Annotated in this window: 17 protein-coding genes and 1 pseudogene; 14 read left to right on the plus strand and 4 right to left on the minus strand. The window is 37.3% G+C overall.

Features of this window, described 5'->3' with window-relative positions; translation table 11 throughout:
• Window positions 1-2 precede the first annotated feature (2 nt).
• The 7 genes from SPAR10_RS08325 (at window position 3) to SPAR10_RS08355 (ending at window position 6,029) form a co-directional block, all read left to right on the plus strand.
• Window positions 3-2,279 carry a zinc-ribbon domain-containing protein gene (locus tag SPAR10_RS08325; RefSeq protein ID WP_004252854.1) on the plus strand — a complete coding sequence of 759 codons (2,277 nt, stop codon included), beginning with the start codon at window positions 3-5 and terminating at the stop codon, window positions 2,277-2,279.
• A 164-nt stretch (window positions 2,280-2,443) separates the two neighbouring features.
• Entirely contained in the window at window positions 2,444-2,770 is a 327-nt protein-coding gene (locus SPAR10_RS08330) for a DUF7668 domain-containing protein (RefSeq protein ID WP_004252856.1), read from the plus strand.
• A gap of 111 nt (window positions 2,771-2,881) precedes the next feature.
• Window positions 2,882-3,454 carry a hypothetical protein gene (locus SPAR10_RS08335; protein WP_004252858.1) on the plus strand — a complete coding sequence of 191 codons (573 nt, stop codon included), beginning with the start codon at window positions 2,882-2,884 and terminating at the stop codon, window positions 3,452-3,454.
• Between the two features lie 247 nt (window positions 3,455-3,701).
• Window positions 3,702-4,583 (plus strand): diacylglycerol/lipid kinase family protein, encoded by an 882-nt coding sequence (locus SPAR10_RS08340; RefSeq protein WP_004252864.1) that lies wholly within the window; start codon window positions 3,702-3,704, stop codon window positions 4,581-4,583.
• Window positions 4,584-4,638: 55 nt separating this feature from the next.
• On the plus strand, window positions 4,639-5,517 hold the full coding sequence (locus SPAR10_RS08345) for a DUF4300 family protein (protein ID WP_004252866.1): 879 nt from the start codon (window positions 4,639-4,641) through the stop codon (window positions 5,515-5,517).
• A 13-nt stretch (window positions 5,518-5,530) separates the two neighbouring features.
• Window positions 5,531-5,713: a hypothetical protein gene (locus SPAR10_RS08350; protein WP_004252868.1), complete on the plus strand. Its 183-nt coding sequence runs from the start codon at window positions 5,531-5,533 to the stop codon at window positions 5,711-5,713.
• Window positions 5,714-5,717: 4 nt separating this feature from the next.
• Window positions 5,718-6,029: a hypothetical protein gene (locus SPAR10_RS08355; RefSeq protein ID WP_004252870.1), complete on the plus strand. Its 312-nt coding sequence runs from the start codon at window positions 5,718-5,720 to the stop codon at window positions 6,027-6,029.
• A 61-nt stretch (window positions 6,030-6,090) separates the two neighbouring features.
• On the opposite strand, the gene SPAR10_RS08360 is transcribed toward SPAR10_RS08355, so the two are convergent.
• Window positions 6,091-7,110 (minus strand): hypothetical protein, encoded by a 1,020-nt coding sequence (locus tag SPAR10_RS08360; RefSeq protein ID WP_004252871.1) that lies wholly within the window; start codon window positions 7,108-7,110, stop codon window positions 6,091-6,093.
• Between the two features lie 250 nt (window positions 7,111-7,360).
• Here SPAR10_RS08360 and SPAR10_RS08365 point away from each other — a divergent pair, with 250 nt between their 5' ends.
• The 7 genes and pseudogenes from SPAR10_RS08365 (at window position 7,361) to aguB (ending at window position 15,637) form a co-directional block, all read left to right on the plus strand.
• Entirely contained in the window at window positions 7,361-8,377 is a 1,017-nt protein-coding gene (locus SPAR10_RS08365) for a hypothetical protein (protein ID WP_004252872.1), read from the plus strand.
• A gap of 595 nt (window positions 8,378-8,972) precedes the next feature.
• Window positions 8,973-10,426: pseudogene (locus tag SPAR10_RS08370) on the plus strand (aminotransferase class I/II-fold pyridoxal phosphate-dependent enzyme).
• Window positions 10,427-11,287: a polyamine aminopropyltransferase gene (gene speE / locus SPAR10_RS08375; RefSeq protein WP_004252874.1), complete on the plus strand. Its 861-nt coding sequence runs from the start codon at window positions 10,427-10,429 to the stop codon at window positions 11,285-11,287. It abuts the pseudogene before it with no gap.
• Entirely contained in the window at window positions 11,284-12,543 is a 1,260-nt protein-coding gene (locus SPAR10_RS08380) for a saccharopine dehydrogenase family protein (RefSeq protein ID WP_004252875.1), read from the plus strand. Before speE ends, SPAR10_RS08380 begins: the two co-directional genes overlap by 4 nt.
• On the plus strand, window positions 12,543-13,670 hold the full coding sequence (gene nspC / locus SPAR10_RS08385; protein WP_004252876.1) for a carboxynorspermidine decarboxylase: 1,128 nt from the start codon (window positions 12,543-12,545) through the stop codon (window positions 13,668-13,670). Before SPAR10_RS08380 ends, nspC begins: the two co-directional genes overlap by 1 nt.
• The gene (aguA, locus tag SPAR10_RS08390) at window positions 13,667-14,752 is read left to right on the plus strand and encodes an agmatine deiminase (protein WP_004252877.1); all 1,086 of its coding nucleotides are present in this window, start codon (window positions 13,667-13,669) and stop codon (window positions 14,750-14,752) included. Before nspC ends, aguA begins: the two co-directional genes overlap by 4 nt.
• 9 nt (window positions 14,753-14,761) lie before the next feature.
• Window positions 14,762-15,637 carry an N-carbamoylputrescine amidase gene (aguB, locus tag SPAR10_RS08395; RefSeq protein WP_004252878.1) on the plus strand — a complete coding sequence of 292 codons (876 nt, stop codon included), beginning with the start codon at window positions 14,762-14,764 and terminating at the stop codon, window positions 15,635-15,637.
• 30 nt (window positions 15,638-15,667) lie between these two features.
• Here the strand turns inward: aguB and SPAR10_RS08400 are convergent, their stop codons facing one another.
• From SPAR10_RS08400 to SPAR10_RS11295, 3 genes are read right to left on the minus strand one after another with little or no spacing between them, the layout of a single operon-like run.
• Window positions 15,668-16,483, minus strand: a complete 816-nt coding sequence (locus tag SPAR10_RS08400) for a TIGR03943 family putative permease subunit (protein WP_004252879.1) — start codon at window positions 16,481-16,483, stop codon at window positions 15,668-15,670.
• Entirely contained in the window at window positions 16,480-17,385 is a 906-nt protein-coding gene (locus tag SPAR10_RS08405) for a permease (RefSeq protein ID WP_004252881.1), read from the minus strand. Before SPAR10_RS08405 ends, SPAR10_RS08400 begins: the two co-directional genes overlap by 4 nt.
• Window positions 17,386-17,517 carry an SPJ_0845 family protein gene (locus SPAR10_RS11295; RefSeq protein WP_000268695.1) on the minus strand — a complete coding sequence of 44 codons (132 nt, stop codon included), beginning with the start codon at window positions 17,515-17,517 and terminating at the stop codon, window positions 17,386-17,388.
• Window positions 17,518-17,660: the final 143 nt, after the last annotated feature.

Consider the following 17,660-nt stretch of genomic DNA (forward strand, 5'->3'; position numbering starts at 1 on the left):
AAATGTCAGACTTAATCACTGATTTTCCAGCCTTATTGAACTATTGGGACTTTGACAAGAATATCAAAATAGATGTAGAAAAAATAACAATTACCAGTAAAAAACACATTAACTGGAAATGTCCTACCTGTTCTTATGAATGGAAAGCAAGTACATCAAAATCTTATAAGAATATTCAAAATCATTCAAAAATCTGTCCTGTATGTGAGCTTGGAAAAGTGTTCATAAAAGGGGAAAACTCTATATCTGCAAGGATTCCTAACTTTCTAAGGTACATAAACTTTCATTATGAAAATATAGAAACCATTCAGGAAGAGATTGATAATTTATCTTTTTCTTCAAAGAGGTTATTTCACTTCAAATGTCCTACCTGTCATGTTGGTTGGAAAGATGTAGCAAACACTTCTAAATTAATCAATAAACATAATCAAGAGCTTGTTCATGTCGGATGTAATGAAAGTACACATTTTGTACCTTACACTAAAGCATACCCTAATCTTCGGAAAATTTATCTTCCAGGGGAGCAAAACGATGTAGAGTTTAATGATCTGAAGTTAAGTGACAATGTTACAATCCCTAGAAATTGGAAATGCGACAAATGTGACCATATCTTTAAGTTGTCTATTGATCAGCTAATTTCAAGAATCAAAAGATATAGTTTCTATTGTACTAACTGTAAAGCTACATTCGATACCTCAATTAAAGTGAAAGCGAACCCCCTATTACATACAGATAGAAATCTTTTTAAGCAATTTATTCCAACTCATGTAAAAAGTAATATGATTGATAGTTTATCCAACATCTTAGTAAGATGGCAGTGTTTTAAATGTCATGGTCAATATGAATGTAGTGTTGTCAAAAGGCATCTTGAAGGCTGCCCTTATTGTGATAATAAATTGATGTTAAAAGGATATAATACTTTACAAGAAACTCATCCTTATTTAGAGAAATTTTGGGATAAAAGTAATGATAAACCTATTTCTGAATACTGGTATAAGTCTTCTAAATGCATAAATTGGAAATGCCCTTGCTGCAAAGTCAGTTTTTATTGTAGTCCAATTGAAATGATTTTAAGAACCGACTTAGAGAATAGTAATTTTCAAACTTGTCCTAATCGTTGTGATTGGGATACACTTGTTTTTAACAATGATATACTCTATAATTTCCCAAAATTACAGGAAGAATGGAGCGATAAAAATGGATTGCCTGTTCATTTAGCATTGAGCCACATTGAAACAAAAAAATATTGGTGGAAGTGTTCTGTTTGTCAAGGTGAATACCTTTGTTCAATTCCAATAAGAAAAGAAGTAATAGATAGCTGTCCATATTGTAATGATGAACAAGCATTAAAAGGTTATAATACAATTGCAGATACTTATCCTGAGTTGTGTGACCTTTGGAGTAGCAAGAATGTAGAAAAACCTGATGAGGTGACGAAATCGTCAGAAACCGAGAATAAAATATTTAATTGGATTTGTGATTGTTGTGATTTAGAATTTCAGGAGAGATTAGGGATTGTTCTAGGTGTGTTTACAAACAATAATTCTAATAGTCTCAATTCTATATGTCCTTACTGTAATAAAAAAATTCCTAAACCAAATGAAACACTAAGCTATGTTAAACCGTACTTAAACAATGAATGGGTAAAAGAACTGAATGGTGATATTGATACCTTCTTTTATGATTCAAATGCTTTAACCAATTGGATTTGTCGAAAATGTCACAGAAGTTTTAAAGCAAAAATTTCTGATCGCCACAAAAACGACCAATGTTGTCCATATTGTTCTTTTAAGAAGACTGCAAAAGGTTATAATGATCTTGAAACAACACATCCTTGGTTAATTAAAGAATGGTCATCATTAAATAAACAAGAAATGTCTTCAGTAAGGGCAAATTCAACATATAATGCATGGTGGAAATGCCCTGTATGTACTGGAGAATATCAGAAAGTTATTAAAGAAAAATTTTACAGAGAAAATTCTTGTCCATACTGTAGAAATCAAAAAGTATTAAAAGGATTTAACGATTTAGCAACAACGCAACAAAGTCTAATGAATGAGTGGGATTATCTAAATAACTCCTTGATAGTAAGTCCAACTGAAATTACAGAGTTGAGTATTCTGCCTGTATGGTGGATATGTCAAGAAAATCTTAATCACCGTTACAAAATTCAAGTAAAAGAAAGAATGGCATACAAAAAACGCAATAAAAGGTCGTGTTCCATTTGCAAAGGCCACAGAAGAAAGCAAGAACACTTTGTACAGTTTGAAAAAATATAGATAAATAAAAACACTCTAAATTTCATTAAATTGATATTAGAGTGTTTTTTTATTGTCAAAATGTACATTTGAAAATTTTTTAGTTTTCACTTAAATAAAGTACATTTTCAACTGAATTGAGAGTAGTAAAAAATTTCCAGTGTTCACTTAAATAAAGTACATAATTGAGTATAATTGGCTTAAAAAATTTTTTTGGTTATTTCTCAGATGGTTCAGAAGTTGATGATGTAAAAGAGTTACTTGAATATATTGACGATTCGTTACAATTAAATAATTTTGATAAAATTGATGAATATGGTGTAGAATGTAATTTCCATCCGAATTATGAGTATTCTCAACTACAAGTTTATGAATTTAGTGATCAAACTGGTTTTGCTGTTGAATATCAGATGACCTCTAATTCTGAATTAGTAGATTTAACCCTACAATTAGAATTTTTATACAATGAGGATGGTTACAAATTAACTTCCATAAATGTAGATCCTGGATAAACTATAGTTAAATATCTTCGTTATGTAATATATATGTAGACTAAGGATAGATAATTAGGTTGTAAGTTGCTTAAATCTCGGTTGGTTTTTCAAATATTGGAAGGATTAATGATGTATCTATTAGAATTGTACCAAAACAATTATTCAAAGGATTTAGTCGTATTTGAGACTTTAGAAGAAGGGAAAGAATTTGTAGCCAAAATACCTGGATATACTTTAGAAAAAGAAGATGGGTTTGTAGTGGAATATTTTAATCCTACACACTTGCCGGATTATATGGAAATTGACTTCAATGGAAATATTGTCCCTTTATCTAGATTTTCATTTGAACCCGAAGAAAACGTGGACATTATTTGGAAAGAAATTTCGAATCTGTCCCTTAAAAACGATAAAGTGATCGAAGGAGCTACAAAAGTAGATGCCTATGTCGTGAATAACGATGAAGTGAAAGCTTATGTAGAAGCACGAGAAGCAAATTTCCGCAAGGCAAAAGCATTCCTAGAAAACAAAGGGTATGAAGCTGACAGAAGCTTTTTCGGAAGTGAAGACGGCGAAGCAATTCTCTACAAAAAACAAGGCGCCGAAGATTGGCACTTCTTATGCCACATAGACCCGCTGTTTGTAGAGATTGAAGATGTCGAGGGATATATGCAGGAAGCGATGGAAGAGTTTTTGTATAGTTAAACTTATTAACTCTTCACAAATAAACAAATCAATCGAAAGGAAAGGTTGGTTTGTTTTTTAATGCTCATCTTGTAAACTTGCTTAATAAACTAGAATCAAGTACAATGAGTTTAGATAGTTCTATATGTATAGTTTTTAACTCAATATAAAACTATCTATCTAATACGACATCAAATAAGTGAATGAGAAACAAAAAGTTTTTTTAATTGATCTATATTATTTTTAAAATCCTTAAGGAGAATTATAAATGAAAAAAATTATGGTAATCATCAATCCAACCTCTGGTGGCGAAAAAGCCTTGGATTATAAGGTGAAACTGGAGAATAAAGCTAGAGACTATTTTGAAGATGTGGAGATTAAAATTACGGAGAAAGCGCAAGACGCCACAAACTTTGCAGAAGAAGCTTCTCGTGAGCGATATGATGCTGTTCTTGTTTTTGGTGGAGATGGGACTGTCAATGAAGTAATTTCTGGTATAGCGGAAAAAGACTACATTCCTAAACTAGCGATTATCCCAGGAGGAACTGGAAATCTCATTACGAAACTATTAGAAATCAATCAAGATATTGATGGTGCTATTGACGAACTCGATTTTAATTCTACGAATAAGATTGATATCGGAAAATCAAATGGGCACTATTTCGGATACATTTTTAGTATTGGTTCACTACCAGAAGCGATTCACAATGTTGGGATAGAAGATAAAACGAAGTTTGGCATGCTCGCCTATGCGATTAATACCATGAAGTCAGTGGTTACAGATCAAGAATTTAATATTTCTGTTGAGACAGAAAATGGAAATTATATTGGCCCAGCTAGCCATGTCTTGGTTCTCCTTACCAATTATTTCGCTGACAAAAAAATCTTTGATGAAGATAAGGATGGTTACGCCAATATCTTGATACTGAAAGATGCCTCAATCCTTTCAAAATTGTCAGTTATCCCTGATTTATTAAAAGGGGATGTCGTCGTAAATGATAATATCGAGTATATAAAAGCTCGTCATATAAAAATTTCTTCTGATTCTGAATTAGAAACGGATGTTGATGGTGACAAATCTGATGACCTACCAGTAGAAATCAAAGTGCTAGGTCAGCATATCGAAGTCTATTCACAACCGAAAGAATAAGATTTTTAAACTTTGACAAGTCTTTTTAACGATATTTTTTAATAAAGGAAAGCCTATGAAAATTAAAAAAATAGCAACTATTGGTCTTTGCTCAACACTTCTTTTGACATTAGTAGCTTGTAGTCAAACTCAAAAGACTTCTGATAGTACTGCTGAAACTTCAGTGACTCAATCACAGTTGAATCAGGTTTCCTGGAAAGCAACTTATAGCAATTTGAACAATCAACCGAGTGCAGAAGAAGTTCGGAAAGCCTTGGCTGCACATTTGGATAAAGATAGTGTCGATGCATTTTTCAACCTTGTCAATGATTACAACGCGACTGTCGGTTCAGTAGGCTTGACTGGAGATTTTTCTACATTTACCAAAACAAACTATGATGTTGAAAAGATAAGCAATCTTTGGACACCTAAAAAGGGTGATTTTGTCGGTACCAACTGTCGTATTAACAGTTATTGTTTATTAAAAAATTCTATTGAAATTCCTAAGTTAGAGAAAGATGATTCCCTTTTGTTTGTCGATAATGATGCCATTGACAAAGGAAAGGTCTTTGGTGCAGAAGACAAGGATGCTTTTGATATTTTATTCTCAAGAGTCAAGACCGAAGCAACGACAGATGTCAAAGTTCATGCAGCAAAGATGGAAAAATTCCTTTCTCAATTCAAGTTTAATGAAAATGCAAGAATGCTCTCCGTAGTCGTCCATGATGACTTGGATGGTCAATCCCTCTTTATTGGTCATGTCGGCATTCTTGTACCAAGCGAGGATGGCTATCTCTTTGTTGAAAAGTTAACCTTTGAGGAGCCTTATCAAGCCATCAAATTTGCGACCAAGGAAGATTGTTACAAATATCTAGATACAAAATACGAAAACTATACAGGTGAAGGTCTAGCTAAACCATTTATTATGGATAATGATAAGTGGGTTCAATTTTAAGGGAGTAGACATTATGGATGCATTGTTTGGACTGATAGTCTTATTCCTAATTGGGGTATGGGCTGTTTGGGTTATCAAAGGAAACCAGCAGAGACCAAGAAAAAATGAAAGGTTTATTGGTTATATCAATCGATATGATGAAGATGGAGAACCTTATCAAGCGGAGATTTGGGAAGTCAGTGAAGATGAGGAGTAGACATATGGAATTACAAGATTTTACGAAACAAGAACAAGAAATGATTAAAAAGGGACTAACTTTCTCTAAGCTGAACGATAAAGAAACTGCTGACAAAATTATCGCGTTGATCCCTCAAGAATACATTAAGCGTATCCCGTTTTTTGTTAGAAAACATGCGATTACGCGTACGATTAAGAGAATCTCTCTTGAGTATCCGGAATTGTACGCTGTTGCTGAACAAGAAGGCCAACTTCCAGAAAAAGAAGCTCAAGAATTACGACAAATTCTTACAGATATTTTCCAAGAGAAAATGAAAAAGCATAAGATCAAGTAGGAGAGCCTAAACGCTCATCTATTTGATTATATGCTTGCTAATGACTAAAACTAACACTCCATCATTCCCACATGCTATGCTGGGCTCTGACTCCATAGCTATCAATCAAACCATCTGAATTGAACTTGGATTCAATACGGTATCTTTTCCAGAGGTCGTAATCTGCTGTTTGAATGGTTAGGATAAAGTTGTTATCCTTATCAGAGACATTATAATCAGCAGGATTGACTTCAAAGATATCGATTAATTTTCGTGTTTGAAAGTCTTGGAGCTTGAGATTTGCTAGCTTGACATGATTGATGGAAATTTCTTCTAGTTGCTTGCTATCCTTAGGTGTTCTGTAATAGGTGATGACGCAGTTTTTGAGCTGATCAGTATCTTTACCTGTGGGAGTAAGGATCATAAAGCCAAAGGACTGATTATCCCGCTTGACTTCGAGAAGCTGACCGTAGTAGAAGTGGTCGTTTTTGGGATTGGTGATGGAACTCTCTGGATTTTTATCTTCTAAGCTAAAGCCTTGGTCCAAAAACTCGGAAGCCTTGCTCTCACCGATAATGACAGTAGTATCTTGAATGGTTACTGGAACAGGTTGAGCCGGAAGACCACTCATCATCATGCAAAACATAAATACATAACTCGTTAAAAAAGCTGTCCCGATAAAAGCGTTGGTTGATGCATAGACATGACTGTTTTGAAAGTTTTTTCTTATAGCAAGTACAACAAATTTGCCAATACTTTTTAAAACCATACTAACAATTACGATAAAAAATTGTTTTTTCAAACATTCATAAATGGCTTGAGGAAAGCTATTACCATGATAGTAGAAGACAGCCAATACGAATAGATTTACGATTAAATAGATTAGCAAGAACCAATGAATCTCTTTAAGGGCATTAGCATCAGTGATTTCTTCATAGTCAACGTGAATTCTTCCTTGAACAGCATGGCCAAGTTTATAAATCCATTTGGGAATGTCTTTGCCTTTTTTAACCGCAACTACAAGTCTAATATAGAGATAGATAGTAAAGCACAAGGATAGAAAGAAAAGAGCATAAAATCCTAAAACAATAGTGGTGAGCATGACTACTTCCCCCGTTTTTCAATTGCTAGAGAACAATTTTGTTAGCTCCATTATAGCATTTTCTAGGGAAATAGAGCTAGAAATATCAGCGGTTTCCTTAAAGATAAAAAGATGAGAATCATTGCCATTTAAGCTTTACCGATTGTACTGATAGAATGCGGCCCCTTCTTTTTAATGGTTTTATTGATTGGGAATTGGACAATAAAGAGAAAGATAAGATTTGAGAGAGAACATAAAGGAGTAGAGAGCCATGGATAGAACGGTGATTATAGGTACTTTAATAGTTTTTGCAATCTTTAATCTGCTACTCGGTCTGGGATTTTATCTCTTTCTAAAAAAGAGGAAAGAGAATGGGCAGTCATTGTACGAGACTCCTGTAAATCAACAAACTCGAACAGAAAAACTAGGTTTAGGTGAGATTTTGGTCTACCTGACACTGATTGCCATCGCAGGAATCTTTGCTTTTCAGACCTTAAATAGAGGTGGTATGGGGAATTCTATTTTAGCTAAAATGATCCTCCTCCCAGCTATAATGGCTCTTTTCAATGCAAGAAAAAGGACTGGAAAGTCTTTACTTGCCCTCCTTATAACCTTTATGGTCTTTCTAGTAGCAGTCATGTTTAATCTCACGATTGGTTTGCCACCTCAAGCACCAATTTTGCAAATTAATGAAAGTAAAATCACGTTAGCAGAAATCAAAGCAAGCGATCTGATGGAAGCTGGATTTGATATCTATGTAAGACAAGGTGATGGTGCTAGCGACTACGAAGACCTCCTGACAGATGGCAATTTCCAAAAGTATTCAGGAGATAAATCAGTCACTATCGAAAAAGGCTTCAGACTTGATAGCAATGCAGTCCCTTACGCTCCATATCTAATAGCAAAAGATGGCTTAGTACTGGGGAGTATTTCCTTTTACGGTGCTGAGGACCAGAATGTGGCTTTAGAAGATGCTAAGATTATTCAGATTCGATTTAACAAGGATAGTATTGAAGCAGCTAAGAAACATTCTATCGCTTTGAAATTGGATGAACTCGACTTGACTAGTCGACTGGACCTTCCACTTGTTCAAGAAACTTTTAAAAAGCATCTATGGTCAATCCCCCCATCAAATACAAGTGATGTCACTCAATTGTGGTATGGATTACAGTGGTCAAGTAACAGTGACTCTCTATTTTGGAATGAGTATTATAGTCTCATCCGCCTAGATGAAAATTACTTGATGACTGATTTTGAACTAGCTGCCAAAGTAGCTCGTGATGAGTAAATACGATTTTGAATAGTTGAATTTGCTTATGCCTAACTAAAGGAATTAATTCATTTAGTTCCTATTTTATTATTTAAAAGCGAATTTGAAATAGTTTTCAATTTTTGTGTATAGTAAAAATACGAACAAAAATGTAAATAATTTATAAAGTTTCCCCAAAATACTTTACAAACTTTTGTAAACATGATATAGTTATAAGGCTTAGAAAATGAGATGATGTTTTCTAGCAAATATAAACCCGAGTAAAAAATGCCTACGGACAGGCAGGGTTGAATGCCGAAGCGTGGTTGCAAAGCCACATTATTGATAGGGTTAAAAGCCTACTTTTATAAGTTGATGTTAGGACATTGGTTCTAATTCGTATACATTTGTTAGTGTGGTGAAAGCACACGTCATCTTGTGAAACGATCAATAAAGTACGTAATATTTGCTACTAGAGAGTTAGGAAACATCAGGAACAGACATACTCAAAAGAAACAAACATAAACACGTCAGTAGATTGTAGAGCAGGTGCCAACCTGCTCTTTTTTCATAAGTATCCTTTAGAACCTTGTATAAGGTGAAAAAAACTATGATAAAGGAGTAAGTCTCTATAATGTTAAATCAAAACCAAGCTCCAATTTATGAGGGACTGGTCAAGTTACGAAAAAAAGAATTGTACCTTTCGATGTACCTGGTCATAAGCGTGGCCGTGGGAATCCAGAGTTGGTTGAACTTCTGGGTGAGAAATGCGTTGGGATTGATGTCAATTCTATGAAGCCCTTGGACAATCTAGGACATCCCATTTCGATTATCAGAGAAGCGGAAGAGCTAGCAGCAGAGGCTTTTGGTGCTGCTCATGCCTTTTTAATGATTGGTGGGACAACTTCATCCGTGCAGACCATGATTCTTTCCACCTGTAAATCCGGTGATAAAATCATCCTACCACGAAATGTCCATAAATCAGCTATTAATGCTCTTGTTTTATGCGGAGCAATTCCTATCTATATCGAGATGAGTGTGGATCCAAAAATCGGTATTGCTTTGGGGCTTGAGAATGACCGTGTTGGCCAAGCAATCAAGGACCATCCGGATGCCAAGGCTATCCTAATAAACAATCCAACCTATTATGGAATTTGTTCAGATCTTAAGGGATTAACAGAGATGGCTCACGCCGCAGGAATGAAAGTCTTAGTAGACGAGGCTCACGGTGCTCATCTACACTTTACAGATAAACTTCCTCTGTCTGCTATGGACGCAGGAGCAGATATGTCAGCTGTATCCATGCATAAGTCCGGTGGTAGCTTGACTCAAAGTTCCCTTCTTTTAGTTGGCGATCAGATGAATCCTGAGTACGTACGTCAGATTATTAATCTGACACAGTCAACATCAGCATCCTACTTGCTAATGGCTAGTCTAGATGTTTCTCGTAGAAACCTAGCCCTTCGTGGCAAAGAGTCCTTTGAGAAAGTTATTGAGCTATCTGAGTACGCACGTCGTGAAATCAATGCCATCGGTGGCTACTATGCCTACTCAAAAGAACTAGTAGATGGTGTCTCGGTTTGTGATTTTGATGTAACCAAGCTGTCAGTTTACACTCAGGGGATTGGTCTAACAGGTATCGAAGTTTATGACCTCTTACGAGATGAGTATGACATTCAGATTGAGTTTGGTGATATCGGCAATATCTTAGCCTACATTTCGATTGGTGACCGTATCCAAGACATTGAGCGCTTGGTAGGTGCTTTGGCTGATATCAAGAGACTATACTCACGAGATGGGAAGGACTTGATTGCTGGAGAATATATCCAGCCTGAGTTGGTGCTGTCTCCTCAGGAAGCCTTTTACTCAAATAGAAGAAGCTTAACATTAGACGAATCCATTGGGCAAGTTTGTGGCGAATTTGTCATGTGCTATCCTCCAGGAATTCCAATCCTAGCGCCAGGTGAACGCATTACACGAGAAATTGTTGATTATATCCAATTTGCAAAAGAACGTGGTTGTTCCCTCCAAGGAACGGAAGATCCAGAGGTCAATCATATCAACGTCATTGAAAGAAAGGAGAACTAGATGGATTTATGGTTTTCTGAAGTTCATACTCCAGATGTCAAGTTAACAATGAGAACAGCCAAACAGCTTTATTCTGGTCAAAGTGAATGGCAGGATATAGAAGTATTAGATACACCAGCTTTTGGAAAGATTTTGATTTTAAATGGGCATGTCTTGTTCTCAGATGCAGATGATTTTGTCTATAATGAAATGACCGTTCACGTTCCTATGGCTGTCCATCCCAATCCAAAGAAAGTTTTGGTTATTGGGGGTGGTGATGGTGGTGTTGCTCAAGTATTAACCCTCTATCCAGAATTGGAACAAATCGATATTGTGGAACCAGACGAGATGCTGGTTGAAGTTTGTCGAGAATACTTCCCAGATTTTGCTGCAGGACTTGATGACCCTCGTGTCACCATTTACTACCAAAATGGACTGAGATTTTTGAGAAATTGTGAAGATGATTACGACATTATCATCAATGATGCGACAGATCCATTTGGCCATACGGAAGGGCTCTTTACCAAGGAATTTTACGGCAATAGTTATAGGGCTCTCAAAGAAGACGGCATCATGATTTACCAGCATGGTAGTCCTTTCTTTGACGAAGATGAGTCAGCATGCCGAAGCATGCACCGAAAGGTCAATCAAGCCTTTCCAATTAGCCGGGTTTACCAGGCTCATATCCCTACCAGTCCTGCTGGCTATTGGTTATTTGGATTTGCATCTAAAAAATATCACCCTGTCAAAGATTTTGACAAGGAAGGCTGGAAAAAACGCCAGCTTTTCACTGAATACTACACTGCAAACTTGCATATTGGTGCCTTTATGTTGCCTAAGTATGTAGAAGACATTTTAGAAGAAGAGGAAGGAAGAAAATGAGTCGTTTATTAGTTATTGGATGTGGGGGAGTTGCCCAAGTTGCTATTTCAAAGATTTGCCAAGATAGCGAAACTTTTAAAGAAATTATGATAGCTAGCCGTACAAAGTCAAAATGTGATGACTTGAAGGCTAAATTAGAAGGCAAAACAAATACTAAGATTGAGACAGCTGCTCTTGATGCTGACAAGGTAGAAGAAGTGATTGCCTTGATTGAAAGCTACAAACCAGAAGCTGTTTTGAACGTAGCTTTACCTTATCAAGACTTGACCATCATGGATGCTTGTTTGGCAACAGGTGTCCACTATATCGATACTGCCAACTACGAGGCTGAGGATACAGAAGACCCTGAATGGCGTGCTATTTATGAGAAACGTTGTAAGGAACTTGGTTTTACTGCCTACTTTGACTACTCATGGCAGTGGGCTTACCAAGAGAAATTCAAAGAAGCAGGTCTGACTGCTCTTCTGGGTTCTGGTTTTGACCCAGGGGTAACAAGCGTCTTTTCAGCATACGCGCTTAAACACTATTTTGATGAAATCCACTATATCGATATTTTAGACTGTAATGGTGGTGACCACGGTTATCCATTTGCGACAAACTTTAACCCAGAAATCAATCTACGTGAGGTTTCTGCACCAGGTTCTTACTGGGAAGATGGAAAATGGGTAGAAGTTGAAGCTATGTCTATCAAACGTGAGTATGATTTCCCTCAAGTTGGGCAAAAAGACATGTATCTCCTCCACCATGAAGAAATCGAATCATTAGCAAAGAATATTCCAGGAATTAAACGCATTCGTTTCTTTATGACTTTTGGCCAATCTTATCTAACTCACATGAAATGCTTGGAAAACGTTGGGCTTCTTCGTACAGATACTATTAATTTTAACGGACAAGAAATCGTACCAATCCAATTCTTGAAAGCCTTGCTTCCGGATCCTGCAAGCCTTGGCCCACGTACAGTTGGTAAAACTAATATTGGATGTATCTTTACAGGTGTCAAAGATGGCGTTGAAAAGACAATCTACATCTACAATGTTTGCGACCATCAGGAGTGCTATGCAGAGGTTGGTTCACAAGCCATTTCTTATACAACAGGTGTTCCAGCCATGATTGGGACAAAATTAGTGATGGATGGTACATGGAAACAGCCTGGAGTTTATAACCTTGAAGAGTTGGATCCAGACCCATTCATGGAAGCTTTAAATAAATACGGTTTGCCATGGGTTGTGGTTGAAAATCCACAAATGGTGGACTAATGAAGTTAGAACAAGTACCAACACCAGCCTATGTCATTGATTTAGCAAAACTAGAAGAAAATTGTAGCATTCTGCAAGAGGTTCAGGAAAAGGCAGGTTGTAAGGTTTTGCTAGCTCAAAAGGCTTATTCTCTCTATAAAACCTATCCCCTAATTAGCCAGTATCTATCAGGTACGACAGCTAGTGGACTCTATGAAGCGAGGTTAGCTAGAGAAGAGTTTCCGGGGGAAGTCCATGTATTTGCGCCTGCTTTCAAGGAATCAGATATGGAAGAGCTACTGCAAATATCTGATCATATTGATTTTAACTCAGAGAGACAACTTCGAAAGTATGGTCAACGTTGTCGTGAGGCTGGTATCAGTGTGGGTCTTCGCATCAATCCTCAATGTTCAACGCAGGGTGACCACGCGCTTTATGATCCTTGTGCTCCTGGCTCTCGTTTTGGAGTGACTTCAGACAAGATACCAAGTGATTTATTGGAATTGGTTGACGGACTTCATTTTCATACCCTCTGTGAGCAAGGGGCAGATGATTTACAAACGACTTTGAAAGCAGTAGAAGACCAGTTTGGTGCCTATTTGCACCAAGTTAAATGGCTCAATATGGGTGGTGGCCATCATATTACGAGAGATGATTATGATGTGGACTTACTGATTTCTGAGATTAAACGAATTCGAGAAACTTATAACGTAGACGTCTACATTGAACCTGGAGAAGCTATTGCCCTTAATGCGGGCTATCTAGCGACAGAAGTCTTGGATATTGTTGAAAACGGGATTGAGACCTTGGTGTTAGATGCTTCAGCAAGCTGCCATATGCCAGATGTTCTTGAGATGCCTTATCGCCCTCCATTGAGAGATGGTTTTGAAGCGCGAGAAAAACCTTATACTTATAGACTCTCTTCAAATACTTGTCTTACAGGGGATATCATTGGGGATTACAGCTTTGAAAAACCGATTGAAATCGGTGATCGCCTCTATTTTGAAGACATGGCTATTTACTCCTTTGTCAAAAATAATACCTTTAACGGCATTGGGCTTCCAAGTTTGTATCTCATGGATAAAGAGGGTGAGTGCAGTCTAGTCAAAGCATTTGGCTACCAAGACTTTAAGGAGAGATTATCATGATGGACAGCCCAAAGAAATTAGGTTATCGGATGCCTGCAGAGTATGAACCCCATCATGGGACTCTCATGATATGGCCTACTCGACCCGGATCTTGGCCATTTCAAGGAAAGGCTGCAAAAAAAGCTTTTAGCCAGATTATCAAAACGATTGCTCAGGGGGAAACAGTCTACCTTTTGGTTGAGGAGGACTATCTATCTGAAGCACAATCCTATCTTGGAGACAATGTTGTTTATCTAGATATTCAGACAAATGATGCCTGGGCTCGTGATACTGGTCCGACAATTCTCCTCGATTATCAAAGGGAAAAGTTGGCGGTAGATTGGTCTTTCAATGCCTGGGGTGGTGCTGTCGACGGTCTTTACCAAGACTATGAAGCAGATGACCAAGTAGCCAGTCGCTTTGCAGAAGTTTTAGAGATACCTGTTTATGATGCCAAACCTTTTGTACTGGAAGGTGGAGCTATTCATAGTGACGGTCAAGGAACCATTCTTGTCACAGAAAGTTGTTTGCTCAGTCCTGGTCGTAATCCTCTCCTGACTAAAGAGGAGATTGAAAAGACCTTACTAGAGAGCCTTGGTGCCGAAAAAGTCATTTGGTTGCCTTACGGTATTTATCAAGACGAGACAAATGAACACGTAGATAATGTTGCAGCCTTTGTTGGTCCTGCTGAGGTTGTTTTAGCATGGACGGATGACCAAGATGATCCTCAGTATGCCATGTCTGCAGCAGATCTAGCTCTCTTAGAGAAGGAAACCGATGCAAAAGGCCGGAGTTTCACTATTCATAAACTTCCAATCCCAGCTATTCATCAAGTAGTTACAGAAGAAGATTTGCCGGGATATACATATGAAGAAGGCGAAGAGGAGCGTTATGCAGGTGAAAGACTAGCAGCTTCCTACGTGAATTTTTATATCGCCAATAAATCTGTCTTGGTACCACAATTTCAGGATGTAAACGATCAAGTGGCCTTGGATATTCTCAGTCAGTGTTTTCCAGACCGTGATGTTGTCGGAATTACTGCAAGAGATATTCTATTAGGTGGTGGAAATATCCACTGTATTACCCAACAAATCCCAGAATAGGAGAAAAAGATGAGAAATGTAACGGTTGCAGCCATTCAGATGCAATGCGCTAAGGATGTGGAAACCAATATCCAAACAGCTGAACGTTTAGTTCGACAAGCTGCTGAGCAAGGAGCTCAAATTATTCTCTTGCCTGAATTATTTGAACGTCCCTATTTCTGTCAGGAGCGTCAGTATGACTACTACCAGTATGCCCAGTCGGTGACAGAAAATACGGCTATTCAGCATTTCAAAGTGATTGCCAAGGAATTAAAGGTCGTTTTACCGATCAGTTTCTATGAAAAAGATGGTAATGTCTTATACAATTCTATTGCTGTCATTGATGCGGATGGAGAAGTACTAGGAGTTTATCGTAAAACTCATATACCAGATGACCATTATTATCAGGAGAAATTCTTCTTTACTCCTGGAAACACAGGCTTCAAGGTCTGGAATACTCGCTATGCCAAGATTGGTATTGGAATCTGTTGGGATCAATGGTTCCCTGAAACAGCCCGTTGCCTTGCTTTAAATGGCGCAGAATTGCTCTTTTATCCAACAGCTATTGGTTCGGAGCCTATTTTGGATACAGATAGTTGTGGTCATTGGCAACGTACCATGCAAGGACACTCAGCCGCTAATATTGTGCCAGTTATTGCTGCTAATCGTTATGGTTTGGAAGAAGTCACTCCTTGTGAAGAAAATGGAGGTCAAAGTTCCAGTCTTAATTTCTACGGTTCGTCCTTTATGACCGATGAAACCGGAGCTATTTTAAGTCAAGCCGAACGACAAGATGAAGCAATACTCTTAACCACTTATAACCTTGACAAGGGAGCAAGCGAGCGCCTGAACTGGGGTCTCTTTAGAGATAGAAGACCAGATATGTATAAAGATATTGTCAGATAATAACAAAAAGTAGCCACCTCAGGCTACTTTTTAAAATTCTTTGTAAACATAAGTATTTTCGGGTTTGTCTACTTTAATGAAGGACTGGACTTCAAGGGTTGGGAGGACTTGGTTGAGTTCTTTGTGGTAGTGATTGCTAATCTTACCTTTGACTTTCACCCAGGTGTTATTTTCATATTGATTGGTGTTTCCTGTAGTCAAAAGGCCAAAAACTCCTGAATCAGCGATACAGTGCATAATACCAAAGCGAAAAACAAATTGACTATTGGTATGATTTGGATCGTTGTAGACAAAGCCAGTAAACTCTATTTCCTTACCTTCAAATTCGTTTGGAAAATCGTAGATAGCTTCCATGACCTCCAGGTAATTTTCATCATTGATAACTATCCTAGATTGAGCTAAGTATTTATCAGCACTCTTCCGAATGATATTTTCATGAGCTGTTTGTGAATAAAAGCGACTGGTATCCGGCTTAAGATACTGACTGCTCGTTCCTTCACTTGCTTGGATTGCCTTGTCAGTTCCCTCCGACAAAGGGAAATAATATCCTTTTGCCGATACTGTTTGTGAATCCAGAGTAACAGTTGGAAATGTAAATCCAATTAATAAGGGCAAACTTAAGAGGACTAAACTAGCAAGCTTGGCTGAAAAACTATGTAAGTGACTATGTTCTTTCAAACGCTTGAAGCAAATATAGGATTGGACAATGGCTAGTAGCAAAGATAAAAACATAGTGATATAAGCCAGATAAGAGTAGTGGAGGTTTATATACTGATTGAGCTTACCTGATAGGTGCAGATAAAGGGTTAAGATAAAATAGCCAAATAAGATAAAAAATCGAATCATAGCATCACCCCAACTAGATAAGAATAGACAAGAACAACAAGAGTTACAATTGTCATGAATTGCCAAATAAAGCGAGTTTTGAGATAATTCTTCATCATGAGTAAGTTCTTGACATCAAGCATGGGACCTATAACCAGAAAGGCAAGAACTGGAGCAAAGCCAAAACTTGATAGAAGAGAAGATCCGATAAAGGCATCCGCTTCACTACAGAGTGATAGAAGGAAGGACAAAACCATTAGAAGAACAATCGCAAGTAGTGGTGTTGCGCTGATAGATGTCAGGATACGAGTTGGAACATAAACTTGGACTATACTGGCAAACAGACAGCCAAAGATCAAATAACGTCCCATATCAAAGAATTCATCAATAGCTTGAATGAATACCTGAAGGATTTTTTGACTTTTACTCAAGTGAGAAAAATCATGCTCATGACAAGCCAATCTATTTTCTTTTTGGATAGGTCCCTCCCAGACAAAACCAAGAAAGATACCCAATATAGTAGCAACTAGAATCGCACCCAAAGCGCGGAGTAAGACCATTTTAAATGAATGACCAAAGGCTGAATAAGTCGCAAAAAGTACGATGGGATTGATGATAGGAGCTGTTACTAGAAAGGGAACAGCTGTATAGCTAGGAACCTTCTTTTCTAAAAAGCGATTGATGATCGGAACGATTCCACACTCGCAAGAAGGGAAGAGAAAACCGATGAAGCTACCAAAAAAGATTCTCCCCAAGCGATTTTTAGGGAGAAACTTATAGACCTTCTCAGGTGTCACATAGACTTCAATGACACCAGATATGATGCTACCGATTAAGACAAAGGGTAAAGCTTCAATGATAATTGAAAGAAAAATGGCGCCAGCTTGTAGCACACTAGAAGGTAAACTTTGAAAGAGTGTCATCTATTTTTTCTTTTCTGCCTTATCTTTCTTTTCTTTGTCGTCTGGGAAAGTCACTTGCTTCAAGTCAGGGAGTTTAGCGAATTCTTCGAACATCTTATCTAAGTCATCAGTTTTTGTAAATTTAACAGCCATAAGGCATACCTCGATTCTTTTAGTTAACACTATTATACTATTATTTCTAAGAAATAGTTGGATTTTAAAATAAACATGGCTTTTATCTTTATAAAGTTGAAATAAAGCAACAAATTAATGAAAACAAGCTTTCGCGCTTATGG

This window comes from Streptococcus infantis SPAR10 (assembly GCF_000279535.1).
Classification (GTDB): domain Bacteria; phylum Bacillota; class Bacilli; order Lactobacillales; family Streptococcaceae; genus Streptococcus; species Streptococcus infantis_I.